Here is a 12,979-nt window from a genome sequence, read left to right on the forward strand (position 1 = left end):
ATTCGTATTACCCAAGAAGCCGCAGATCGCCAAGCAGTCCGCGAAGCCATCGACTTCAATGCACAGTGCGCCGACCGGCGCGCCGCGAACGGCCAGAAGGCGCTCTTCACTCAAGACTCACACTTCGTGGTTGTGCGCGGACGCCAAGAATCCGAAGCCCTCCATGGAGCTACATTCGCGCGAAGCGCTCGCGCTTTTACACGGGAATCCCGCCTGGTCGATTGCGATCCGCTAAAATTTTTGAGGCTAGGCATCCAATCGGCACGGCTGCGCGCAAATGCTGCGCACCGGGCCTTTGGCCCGGAAAACGGCGCGGCGCCTGGAGTGGGACGACCTAGATTGAACTGTTCGATGGCTCGCTGGAACACCGCCAGGCACCCAGCGTAACGGTCCAGCTCGGAACGATGACGTCTTGCACCACATCATGGGCTTCTTCAAGGTAGGAGCAACGACGGGCATGGATGTCTTTGCTTGCCGATTTCACCGGAAGGTTGCAGCACGATGCCACTCATGATTCGACGATCCGGACTCAGGAACCTGGCCGGCCCGGCACGACGTCTCGGAGATCTGACAGCGATGTTTGTCCTGATTGCCAGGCTGCTCGTCTTGGGAATCGCTCTCTTGCCGGCTGGTCCGGCACAGGCGCAGGCGCAGGCGAGCGTCCCGCCTGAAAGGGTCAAACAGCTATTCGAGCTTCTCGACGATCCGTCAGTGAGGGCCTGGGTGGCCGAACAGCGAAATCAGGGCGCCGGGTCAACGGCAGCGCCTGCCGCGGCAGGCGATTCGCCGGCCGACGCGTCGTCCGACGCCGTGGCCGCGCCGGGCCAGATGAATACGATGGCATCCTCGACGCTCGATCGGATCAAGCACCATATCGAACGGATCGTACGAACTTTGCCCTCGCTGCCCGGCCAGTTCGCGCGCGTTCGGGAAGCGACCATGGAAGATATGTCCAGCAGGGGGCCAGCCGGCGTACTTTTGCTGATTGCGATGTTCATTGCCGCCGGCCTGGCGCTGACCTGGGCGACGTACAAATTGACCCGTCCATTTCGTCTTTGGATCATCGCGCAACCGAAGGATACGCCCATCGGGCGGGCCAAGAAGATTGGGGGGCGCCTGCTTTATTCCAGCCTGCTGATCGTCTCGTTCGCGGTGGGCAGCGCCGGCGCGTTCATGCTGTTCGACTGGCCAATGCTCATCCGCGAGATTGTGCTGACATTCCTAATGGCTGCAGTCGTCACATGGGGTGTGCGCACGTACGTCATCGCCCTGCTCGTCCCTTCCTTCATGCAGGTCGAGAATGCTGTCGAGGTTCGTGCCTTGCCGGTCACCAACGAGACGGCCGACCATTGGTCCTATTGGCTATCGCGGGTCGTCGGCGTGTTCGCCTTCTTCGCCGCTGCTTTTGTCCTCCTGCCCGGTCTCGGCATCGACCGCGACGGGATGATGGTGCTGTCGGTGGGCGCCGATTTCGTGTTGCTGCTGCTCTTGCTGGTTGCCGTCTGGCGCCGGCCAAGAACACGGCGGGACGAAGGGCACGGCCACACGGCAGCGACATGGTTGTTGACTGCCTATTTCGTCGCTCTGTTCCTGGAGCGCATCGCTGGCCTGTACACATGGTTCTGGTTTACCTTGGCCGCATTCGTCCTGCCTTTTGCAATCGTGCTGACGCAGCGCGGGGTCAATTTCGTCCTGCGGCCGGGTTCGGACGATGCCGGCCGGCCTACGATACCGGCGGTGACGATCGCTGTCATCGATCGCGGCATCCGGATGATCTTGATTCTGGCGGCGGCTTACCTTCTTGCACGTGTCTGGGGTCTGGACATGCAGTCCATGCAAGGCAGCGATACGACGACCACGCTGATATTGCGCGGCTTGATCAATGTCATCGTCATTGCGCTTGCCGCCGATTTCGGCTGGTCGATCATCAAAGCCTTGATCGAACGAAAGTTGGGCATCGAAACGCCGCATGCGGTGATCGGCGAGGAGGACGTCCCTACCCTCGATCCGCAGCAGGCGCGGCTGCGCACGCTCTTGCCGATCATCCAGAACATTCTGCTCGCAGTGATCGTCGTGATGGCGGCGCTGATGATGCTCGCCTCAATTGGTATCCAGATCGGCCCGCTGATCGCCGGCGCCGGCGTCGTCGGCGTCGCCGTGGGTTTTGGCGCACAAACCATCGTCAAGGACGTGATCTCAGGCGTGTTTTATCTGCTCGACGATGCGTTTCGTGTCGGCGAATACATTTCATCGGGCAGCTACAGGGGTACGGTGGAGAGCTTTTCGCTGCGCTCGGTGAAGCTGCGCCACCATCGTGGCCCGCTGTTCACAATACCTTTCGGTGAACTCGGAGCCGTCCAGAACCAGAGCCGTGACTGGGTTACCGACAAATTCAACATCACGGTCGGCTATGACACCGACATCGACTTCGCTCGTAAGCTGATCAAGCGGATCGGCCTCGAACTGGCGGAAGATCCCGAATTCAAACATTGGGTGATCGAACCGATCAAGATGCAGGGCGTACAGGAGTTCGGTGAGTACGGCATCGTATTGAGGGTCAAGGTCACAACCAGACCGGGAGGTGCCTTCGCAATGAAAGGCAGATTCTTCCTACGCCTCCGCCAGGCCTTCAAGGAGCAAGGTATCGAACTCCCATTCCCGACCGTCCACGTCGAGGGGCTGCAGAACCCACATGGGGCAGAAAATGCGCCTGTGGAGATCACACCCGCGTTAAAGACGGCCGTCGCGCAGTCGCACACCAATCGGCGCAGAAAAAAAGCCAGCACAGCGGAGTAGGAAAGTTGTGACACCCGCCGGTCGCAGCGGAATGTTGATTTGCGTCAACGAGGCTGCGACCCCTGGTGACCCTTGCTCATTTCCAATGGCAATACGGCATCCCTGCTCAGTCAGTTGCGTGTGGTGTTCCTCACATCGGAAGCTCGGGGCTATTTTCTGCAAAGTATTCATGACTATCGGCATTTTCTGTGGCTTGCGGTGGGTTTTCAACCGCGAGTAGCTTGGCGGTATTTTGACCACCAGAGGAATAGTCGGCTGTGAAGGCGACGACTTCAAAGTGACTAATTTCGTGTACAATCGTTCCAGATCTTGAATCCGTTCCTTTCAGAGCGGCTGACCAGAACTTTTGACAAACAAAGATATTATAAGGTTGATCACGGAACATATACGCATAGACTCCTGGCCCGCAGCGGTTGCCGTGGCATCCAAACGATATTGCTTTGTTTGCAAGAGCATCCGCAATCTTCGAGAAATTTCCAGTGGCCTTTGCGTACAGTCCTACGGTATGCGCCCCAAACCATGTCCGATATCTTTGGGAATTCGGTTGCTGGGCAGAGGGCGTGCCCTGCAAAACCTGCAGGGCAGCCGAAGCTATGTTGTTTGCTTCCGCCAGCGCAGCGCCAATATCATCCTGTTGAGAGCCGTCACACTGGTCGAATGTGGGTGCCGAGAGCGGTATCCGTTCCGGAGGAATTCGACCGGATAGAAGCCTGAACGTGGCGGCGTTGCTCAGAACCTGGGCGCGTCTCAGGGCACCTGGAGGGCCAACCAGCAGACCCACTCGCTCTGTATCATAGGTAACCGCATAGTTCCCTGCTTCATAGATGGCGTAGTACAATGACAGATCGACGGGCACCGAAATCGATTGTCCGGGTTCGATATTGATAAAGTCAGCCTCGGTGGGTTCTGCTCGCTTCACCAAAGGGCCAATATACTGAATTGGCTGCGACCCTCTCGTCACTGAAAAAATTTCGCCCGAGACGCCGTCGATCGGCAAGGTCCACTTGAGCAGCCTGATCGGGCTGCGTGACCGGTTCGTGAGAGTAAAGTCAATAATTAGGGGAGTATCGTTTCCAAAAGAAGTCAGGCGCGATTGCAGAACTATCTCAACTTCCTGATTCTGCTGCGCAAACGCCAAGGGCACAACGCTAAAAAAGCACGCAAGTATCAATACAATATTTCTGACGATACTCGGCATTTTATGCTCCTATATAACCACGATTAGACATTATTGCCGTCTACGTGAGTTTTTAGTTTACGATAACATACCAGAAGCGCGCACGGCCTACGTTGCAAGTTAGGAATGAAATTGGTGCGGGCCAGGCATTGCAACTTACCCCAAAATCAAAAAAACAGGAACGCGAAATCACGTCCGTGGCCTTGCATGCCATCGATTTCGGCTGACACCTTTTTAGGGGAGGTATAAGATGAAGGGGTACTTTCCCATCAAGCTCCACAAGAGGGGGCCATCATGAGCGAGCGTTGGAAAGGCATAATCACTAACTGCGCGATTTTGAAGTATTTTTCCCTGATTTGTGGGTTCTGTTTAGCTTTCGGCGGCACTGCTTTAGCTGATTCATGCGGAACAGATGCTACTTATGGCTGGAATATCAAGAATCCACCGGCCGAAGATCGCCAAGCAATTCTAGATCTTTTGTCCCGCTACGCCTGGACGATCGACGAAAGAAACGCAGCCGCGTTCGCTGGCCTCTTTGCGAAACCGAAATCGTCTTACTACGAGATTTGCAGTACAGACGCCAGTATCCTCAGGTTGACGTTCGGCCTTGGCCCCGAGTCTGCGACCGATCTCCTCGGCCAGATGACAATAATACTTGATAAACTTAAAAACGATAACCTTCAGACCCGGCATATCGTGACCAACACCTTGTTCAACGTTGACGACACGGGCAAGACGGTGAACACCAAATCGATAGTCCTGGTCACTCTACAGGGCTCCCACTTTCCAGCACCGATACTTGACTATTCGGCGGATGCCCGGGCGACTTTTGTAAAGGGCGACGACGACACGTGGCGATTTCAATCGCTTACAATCCACGCCGACTATGCTGCTGGCTCTGTCGAAGCGAAGAAGCGATGACGCTCAGAGATCGGCCATGGGTTCACTGGCACGCTCCAGTGGGCTGAAATGCGTGCCGTTGCGCTGATCGCTGCGGTCCTCGGCATTGTGTTTCTCCTGTTGTCCGGGACGATCGGGCTTCGACATTTAGCTTTCGTATCGACGCCGCAAGCCGGTGAGCGGCACGGCTCCGATCAGGACGACATGGATTCGAAGTCGTTCGCCGACGCCGTTGCGAGATGGAACCCCGACATCTTTTGGGCGCCAGCCTCAAAGAGCCCCGACGTCATAACCAGGTCTGGCGATGAAGCGCGGGCGGTGTTCGGTCCTATTCCCGACGGCGATTGCGACAGCCCACAAATGAAGGTCATCCCGCTGGAAGTTGACGGCAATGTCGTCGACCTCAAGCCCAATCCGACAAAACCGGGCTCTCCGCTGGAGTTCGAGCACAGGAACGAGAACGGAGAGGTGGTTAAATGGACGGCGACATTGCCGAAATGCGACAAGCCTTCGCTAACCGGCAGCTCGACCTACTGTGGGCTGAACTCGCGTGTCGTAAGGGTCATGCGCGGCAATGTGGAATGGCTGTTCCTGTGCCGAAAATCCAATATCAGCCAGGAGGTCAGCACGGATCCTTACTGGACGCGTTCGGATCCGAGGTTTTCCGTCTTCGGCACCATCGGATTCAATCGGAAATCCGGAGAAATCATCTTCTTCGACGGCCGCAAGGACCGGAGCGAGTTCGATTGGTCAAAGCCCTTCGTTCCGCCGGGCGGGCGCAACTATTCCGATGAAGTTGGAAGGGCTGCGGCGGAGAAAGTCTATGATCCGACGTTCCAGATCTCGTGCCATGCATGCCATGACAACAAAAGCCCCTATGTGATCGATCCGCACATCGAGCAGAGCAGGGTCGGTTTCCGTTCAGTCGGCGATTCCAGATCGACCGCCTTCAGCCTGGGCGATTTTCTACCGTATCGAACGCGATTGCCGGGCGCGCCGTTTCGCGTGGTCGGTTCCGGCTACACGGGCACCTACCGCAATGAACTCAGCCAAGCCAGGACGGTCGAAGATCCGACCGGCAACTGCACAAGCTGCCACACGCTCACCACACAAGTCACGGGCCGCCGTTTTGCCGCGGACGCGGCGGGGCATGAGCCGACGGTCACGTTGCCGACCTGGGTCCAATTGCTCGAACTGCACGAGGAACAGATCGTCTACGCCGATATAGCCGCACACCGGACGGACTGGGCGGCCGGCAGCGGCGGCATCCATCCCTGGATGTTGCCGGGTTCCGGCAATGACCTGTCCTCCGGCACGCCGCGACTGAGCTCGGAAGACTGGCGGAAGCTGAGCGACTGTTTATGGGGAGCGGGCGGCTCCGAGTGCGGCTACCGCCCGCTCTACACCGGCTGCCCGGCGCCAGAGGCGGAGGATGAAGGCTCTTCGCTCGCCGATGCCAAGATTCAGGTTTTGCCTGCGCCGCCCGGAGAGGCGGCGAAGACGCGTGTCCTTCGCGCAAGCTGGACCTTTCGCAACAGCTACGGTGGTGTTCCGGAGCGCGACGATGTCAGGATCAATGTGGCAGTCAGCGCCGGCGCGATCCCAGCAAACGGGGATCCGCCGCAAAGCGGCGAATATCCAAGCATCGAGCAGGCAGAGGGCAGCGTCGAGGCCATCTCAGGTCCCGTCAGTTCAGCCGGCTCCAGCTTGCTGATCCAGAACGTTTCGTTTGCCGGTCACACGAAATGGAGCGATCCGACGCCGTCGATGTCGCCGCGCATTTTCCAGATTGATCTGCCGGGCGAATGCAACCGACGCACCTTGATCCGCCTGGTGCCCAAACGGTTCTGCTTCGACCAGAGCCAGGCGGCATTCAGCGAGGCAGACCATCTGATCTATGCCGATGTTCGGTGTGACGCGCGTCGATGATCCACCTGACGCGATCGAAAGCGGCTGGTGAGCGCCGGGATTTGCGATAACATGACCGGGTGCTACATGGTCGCCGCACCAAGGAGGGTCCCGGAGCGTGACCACGCCGGTTCCATTGGCTAGCCCGATTTTGCCCAGCAGCAGTCCGGCGAAGTCTGTTGCGGAGCGGCGTTATCTCACCATCCTGTTTTGCGACATGGTGGGATCAACCGAATATGCCGACCGCCTGGATCCCGAGGATTTCCAACGCCTGATCGAGAGCTTTCTGCAGACCTGCAGCAGCGTCGTGCGGCGCCACAAGGGTGTGACGGCCAGCTACATCGGCGACGCCATCCAGGCCTATTTCGGCTATCCAATAGCTGGCGAGGACGACAGCGAGTTCGCGGTGCTGGCGGCGCTCGAGATCGTCGATGCGGTGGCCACCATCTCGGCAAACCAGGGATACCCGTTGCAAGTGAGGGTGGGTATCGCGAGCGGCCAGGTCGTGGTGGGGGAGTTCGTCGGCGCGCCGAGCGGCGTGTCCACCGTCGCCTTCGGCCACGTCGCGCATCTAGCGGCACGGCTGCAGGCACTGGCCAAGCCGAATACGGTGCTTGTCGACGCGGCAACCTTCGAGGCGGCGAGCGGCGCGATTGATTTCACCAAGTTCGGCAAGCATGAGCTGAAGGGATTCGCCGAACCAGTCGAGGTTTGGCAGGTGCAGCGGCAGCGGATGGTGCCGACCCGCTTTGCAAAGCGTGCGCATATGACCAGGCTGTGCGGCCGCAATGCCGAATTGCGACTGCTGATGGAGCGCTGGGAGACCGTCGTGCGCGACAGGCGCGGCAATGCGGTGTGGGTCTCGGGAGAGTCGGGAATCGGCAAATCCCGGTTGCTCAACGAGATCCAGCAGCGCCTGCGCAGCTTTCCGCAGCTGACCATGCAATGTTCTCCGACCTTTGAGAACAGCACCCTCTATCCAATCCTCGCAGAATTGCAGAGGATCGCAACGATCGAGGACGATGACTCGACGGAAGAAAAGCTGCGAAAGCTGAGCAACGCATTGTCGATAGGCTCGGTGTCCAGCGACGTCGCGCTGGCGATCTTCTCGAGCCTGCTCGGCATACCAACGACCGCGCCGGACAGGCTCGAGGGGATAAGCGCCGAACGGCAGCGCAACATCGCCGAGCAAGCGTTGATGGATCTGGTCGGCTATCTGGCGCGCACTACCCCGATCCTGATCTTGTTCGAAGATGAACAATGGGCCGACGCCACCTCACGCGAGCTTCTCGACAAAATCGTCGCCAACCTGGCCGCGACTCCCGCGCTGCTACTTGTATCGAGCCGGAACACCGCAAGCGTTCCATGGTTCAACAGGCCGGATGTGCATCACATCAGGCTTGAAGCGCTCGGTAGCGAGGATGCCGAAGCGATTGTCCATGACATCAGTCCGAATGCGCTCGCCGCTGATGTTTCAGTGGTGATCGATCGGAGTGAAGGCGTCCCGCTCTATATCGAAGAGCTTACTCGGAGCGTGGTCGAAACAGGGTTGCGGCTGGACGCATCGCAGCCTAAGCGCCTGTCACTCACGAACAACATTCCAAACTCCCTGCAGTTCTCGCTGCTTGCCCGCCTCGACAGGCTGGGGCCAGCCAAGGAAGTTGCGCAGATCGCAGCGGCGATCGGCCGCAAATTCGAATTCGACATACTGCGCGAGATTTGCGATTGGCCCGAAGCTGAGCTGCGCAGCGCCGTTGGCGACCTGATGCGCACGGGGCTGATCGCAGCCGAGCGAGGGACGGCCGGCGCGGGCTTTTCGTTCACCCACGTACTCCTGCAACAGGCCGCCAGGGGCACGATGCTGCACGAACGTGCGCAGCAGGTGCATCGATTGATTGCCGAATGTATCGAACTGCGCGACCACAACGCGGCTTTTGCCTGGCCCGAAGTGCTCGCTGAGCATTTTGCCGACGCAGGTCAGTTCGATCGCGCCGCTGACTACTGGCTGCTGGCAGGGGTCAAGGCGGCCAAGACCTGGGCAAAAGCTGACGCAGTGCGTACCTTCAGGAAGGGGCTTGAAGCCGCGAAACTCCTGCCCGAATCCGACGATCGCAGCCGCAGGCTGCTTCGCTTCGAACTGGAGCTGGGCGACGTGCTCTACGCCGCGCAAGGCTACGTGACGGGCGAAGGCAGCGCCGCATATCAGCGGGCCATAGCACTGAGCGGAAAGCTCGGCGAACCGGAATCGACGATCAGGGCGCTCGACGGGCTTTTCGGAACCCATTTCAACTCGGGCCAGTTTGGCGAGGCCCTTGCAGCCAGTGATGAGTTGATACGGGTTGGCGAGGATGGCGGCTACCTGAACGCGCTCGTCATAGGTTTGCAGTTCAAGGGGATGACTCTGTTCTGTCAGGGCGAGTTGGTGGCGGCCCGGCAATATCTCGAGCGCGCTCTCAGCCACAAGGACAGCGCGGACAAGGTCGGCAGCGACTTTCCGAGCATGGCCATGATCTACCTTTCCTGGACCTTGCATATCCTGGGATATCGCCGTCAGGCGCTGAAACTCTACCTCGAGGCGGAAGCGACCGTTCGGCAGCAGTCTCCGTATCGCTTGGCCGCCTGTCTGGGAAACGGGTGCGTGTTGTTCGCTTTCCGCGAAGAGAGCAGTTTGATCGCTCGACTGGCGGACGAACTCCTGCCGCTGGCGCAGGAGAACGGCTTCAATCTCTGGGCAAGGGTGGCGCGCTTTTTTGGCGGCCTGGCTGCATCGGCCCTCGATGACAATCTGGCGGGAAGCCACATGATGGCATTGACCGAAAATGACCTTGAAGATCAGGAGGTCGACAAGTCGTGTTATTTAGGTCTGCTCGCCAAGGCTTTCATGAACTCCGGGCAATTCGACATAGCGGCAGAGACCGTTGAGAAAGGTCTTCGCGAGGCCGAAAAGATCGGCGAGCATTATTTTACAGCTGCCTTGCTTCGCATTCGCGGTGAGATCGAACTTGCAAATGGAACAGGAGACAGAGCGGCGGAGGCTTCTTTCCGCGAGGCGATTGCCTTTGCGCGGCGGCAGAACGCCAGGAGTTGGGAGCTGCAGGCGACCAATAGCCTGGCGAAGCTATTGCGGTCACAGGGTAGGTTCGAAGAGGCCCGTGCGGAATCGCGGGAGGTCAACGATTGGTTCGTCGCAGCAGACGTGGCGTAATCAACGTTTTGTGCCGGATACAATCGGCCTGCGGGCCGCGTGCCGTTCCGAGCCTCCTGGACAGACTGTCGGACAACCGGTGAATCCAATCCATTCGCATCGCGCTGGTTTTTTAGTAGGCTGTCGCGAGACAAGGTTGAGGATCCGTCGTGACGGCAGTCAACGATCGTCTTCTCGAAAGCAAGATGACCAAGGTGGAGCAGTCGCGAGCCTGGAGCCCGCGTGTCATCTCGAAATTCGAGACGCTGATCAGGAGCGCCGACGACCACTCCCTCTATCGCGTTAATCCGCTGACCTTTGCTCGCGACCGCGCAATCGCCGAGCCTGAAGCAATCGACCTCTTCCTTCATGCCGCCCACTGTGGCTTGTTCGACATGAGCTGGGATGTGCTGTGTCCCCAGTCCGGGATGGTGCTCGATAGTTTCGGCGCCCTGCGCACGCTGAAGACCCACTACGTCTGTGGCCTGTGCGATGTATCGGGCGATACCGACCTCGACGACTTCATCGAGGTCAGTTTCTCGATATCGCCGAAGTTGCGGCGCCTGCCGTACCACGATCCCGAGACGCTCGCTGTCGAGGATTTTCACTGGAAGCTCCACTTCGGACATGACGGGCGGCTACCGGGGCAAGACGTTCGCTTTCTTGACGTTCTGCGCGGCTTCGTTCGGGGCATGACGTTTCTGCCGCCCGGCACCACCACAGTGCTCCGCGCCGACCTGGGACCGGGCGCCCTTGCGGGCGTCAACGTGCAGACGCAGGCCGCATTCGCCGTGCCGATATCAGGCGATCCGGTGTCGGCGCCGACACTTCTGAAGATCGACTATGACGGCAAACGCTTCTTGCCGGCGTTGCCCGCCGTGCCACCCGGTCCGATTGTCATCGAGGTCGCGAACAGGGGACCGGTGAGAGGTTCGCTGCTTGCCATCAACTGGCCGCCCGAGCTTGTCGCGCTGACCACCAAGCCGGCCCTCGATTTCGAGCCATATGTTTCCGGTGGAGCGCTGCTTGCGCGGCAAACCTTCCGCCAGCTCTTCCGGTCCGAACGCGTCGACGAGAAGGAGGGGCTCGGCATCCGGCAGATCACCTTCCTGTTCACGGACCTCAAGGGTTCGACCGCCATGTATGAGCGCCTTGGCGACCTCAACGCCTATGCCTTGGTCCGCGAGCATTTCGCTCTGGTCAACGCGGCGGTCCGGCAACATTCCGGAGCGGTAGTCAAGACGATCGGCGATGCGGTGATGGCGGTATTCTCGCAGCCATCGGATGCGATCTCGGCTGCACTCCACATCTTTGAAGACATCGATCGCTTCAACGGCGACCATGACGGGCCGGGGATCATCCTCAAGATCGGTGCCCACTGCGGACCGTCGATCGCCGTGACGCTCAACGACAATCTCGACTATTTCGGCCAGACCGTGAATGTCGCCGCGCGCGTGCAGTCCCTGGCAGAAGCCGGGCAGGTCTGCATTTCCGAGGCGCTCCATTCCGCGCCCGGGGTTAGCGAAATGCTTGCCGGCCATCGTGTCGTGGCTTTTGACGCGCCGCTTCGAGGTGTGGAGGGTGAGGCAACTGTCTATCGCATTGTGCGGGGATAGACACGATTGGGTGCCAACTCCCCTTTCGCACCGCTCTGGAATCGGAGCTTATGGTGCCCGTCTGGTCCCGCAGTTTGTTCACCGAAGCACCGCGTTCCGCTTTCGACAAGGTCGATTGATAGGCGAATGGCCGCATTTGCCAATCCTGCCAAGGTCGAAACTCCGACCCGCTGGCCGCTCCAGGCCTTGACGAAAATCGGTGCGCCTGTTTGAGACCGGGGGCAATCGGGACTTTGCTGCATGGGGAGTCGAACCGGCGGTGGGCAAGCTGTGAAGCGCGTTTTTCGATTGCTTGCCGCGGTGACAATGGCATCCGGGGTGACCGGTTGCACAAGCATTTCCTACTACGCGCAGTCATTGGAGGGCCATGTGCAGATCATGGCGGCGCGCGAAAATGTCGGAAAACTGATCCATGATCCTTCGACGCCTGAGGCATTGCGCGCCAAGTTGACGTCGGCAAGCACCATAAGACGGTTTGCGACAGACGAACTGGCACTGCCCGAAAACAACAGCTACCGCAGCTATGTCGACATCCATCGGGACGCTGTGACCTGGGCCGTTTTCGCCGCGCCGCAATTCTCGCTTGCGCCACGAACATGGTGCTTTCCGGTTTTCGGCTGCGTTCCGTACCGGGGTTACTTTGCCCGGAAATCAGCGGCTGAAAGCGCCGTCGAACTTCATCGGCAGGGGCTGGACGTCTATGTCACGGGCATCACCGCATATTCCACACTGGGCTGGTCCAGTGACCCGCTGCTAAGCACGATGCTCGGTCAGGACGACACGTATCTTGCCAGCCTTATTTTTCATGAACTGGCGCATCAGCGCCTCTATGTGAATGACGACTCCGCCTTCAATGAGGCTTTCGCGGTTGCCGTCGAAACCAGCGGCGTGAGGAAATGGCTCCGCGCAACTGGCAATCGCGCCGGATTGCGCCGCTACGAAGCCGATCGCAAGCGCAGGGCCGATTTTCTTGAACTGCTATCGAAAACCCGGGACGAATTGGGCCACGTCTACGAAGGTTCCCTTAGCTCGGAGCAGAAGGCGCCTGCCAAGGCAGCCGCGATCGACGGGCTGCGGATGCGCTACCGGCAAATGCGCGACAAGCGCTGGGCCGGATACCGGGGATACGACGCCTGGTTCGATGCTCCGATCAACAACGCAAAGCTCGCCGCGACTGCCGTCTACGGCGAACAGGTTCCGGCGTTTCTTCGCTTGTTCGACCTATGCTCCGGCGACTATCCAAGGTTCTACGCTTCCGTTCGACGCATCGCGGATCTGCCCAAACCTTCCCGCGCCGAAGCGCTTGAGGCCGCTGCTACGTGTGATTGACTTGAACAAGCATAGAGGTCCGCAGCGGTGCTGTCGCTGATCGGCCGGGGAAGCGGATGTGGGTGGTGG

Annotated in this window: 7 protein-coding genes; 6 read left to right on the forward strand and 1 reads right to left on the reverse strand. The window is 59.3% G+C overall.

Translation table 11 applies throughout. The features are described 5' to 3' along the window. Positions 1–576 precede the first annotated feature (576 nt). Positions 577–2,796, forward strand: coding sequence for a mechanosensitive ion channel family protein (locus tag JG743_RS26890; protein ID WP_202294517.1), 2,220 nt, complete (start codon positions 577–579; stop codon positions 2,794–2,796). A 130-nt stretch (positions 2,797–2,926) separates the two neighbouring features. On the opposite strand, the gene JG743_RS26895 is transcribed toward JG743_RS26890, so the two are convergent. Next, the gene (locus JG743_RS26895) at positions 2,927–3,994 is read right to left on the reverse strand and encodes a M35 family metallo-endopeptidase (protein ID WP_202294520.1); all 1,068 of its coding nucleotides are present in this window, start codon (positions 3,992–3,994) and stop codon (positions 2,927–2,929) included. A gap of 273 nt (positions 3,995–4,267) precedes the next feature. Between JG743_RS26895 and JG743_RS26900 the strand changes: the two genes are divergently transcribed. The 5 genes from JG743_RS26900 (at position 4,268) to JG743_RS26920 (ending at position 12,910) form a co-directional block, all read left to right on the forward strand. Beyond that, positions 4,268–4,894, forward strand: a complete 627-nt coding sequence (locus tag JG743_RS26900; RefSeq protein ID WP_202294523.1) for a nuclear transport factor 2 family protein — start codon at positions 4,268–4,270, stop codon at positions 4,892–4,894. A gap of 48 nt (positions 4,895–4,942) precedes the next feature. Further along, entirely contained in the window at positions 4,943–6,802 is a 1,860-nt protein-coding gene (locus tag JG743_RS26905; RefSeq protein WP_202294526.1) for a hypothetical protein, read from the forward strand. Between the two features lie 97 nt (positions 6,803–6,899). Beyond that, positions 6,900–9,986: an ATP-binding protein gene (locus JG743_RS26910; protein WP_202294529.1), complete on the forward strand. Its 3,087-nt coding sequence runs from the start codon at positions 6,900–6,902 to the stop codon at positions 9,984–9,986. Between the two features lie 149 nt (positions 9,987–10,135). Continuing rightward, on the forward strand, positions 10,136–11,581 hold the full coding sequence (locus tag JG743_RS26915; RefSeq protein WP_202294532.1) for an adenylate/guanylate cyclase domain-containing protein: 1,446 nt from the start codon (positions 10,136–10,138) through the stop codon (positions 11,579–11,581). Between the two features lie 306 nt (positions 11,582–11,887). Continuing rightward, positions 11,888–12,910 (forward strand): aminopeptidase, encoded by a 1,023-nt coding sequence (locus JG743_RS26920; protein ID WP_202302997.1) that lies wholly within the window; start codon positions 11,888–11,890, stop codon positions 12,908–12,910. Positions 12,911–12,979 lie beyond the last annotated feature (69 nt).

The sequence above is a fragment of the Mesorhizobium sp. 131-2-1 genome (assembly GCF_016756535.1).
Taxonomy (GTDB): domain Bacteria; phylum Pseudomonadota; class Alphaproteobacteria; order Rhizobiales; family Rhizobiaceae; genus Mesorhizobium.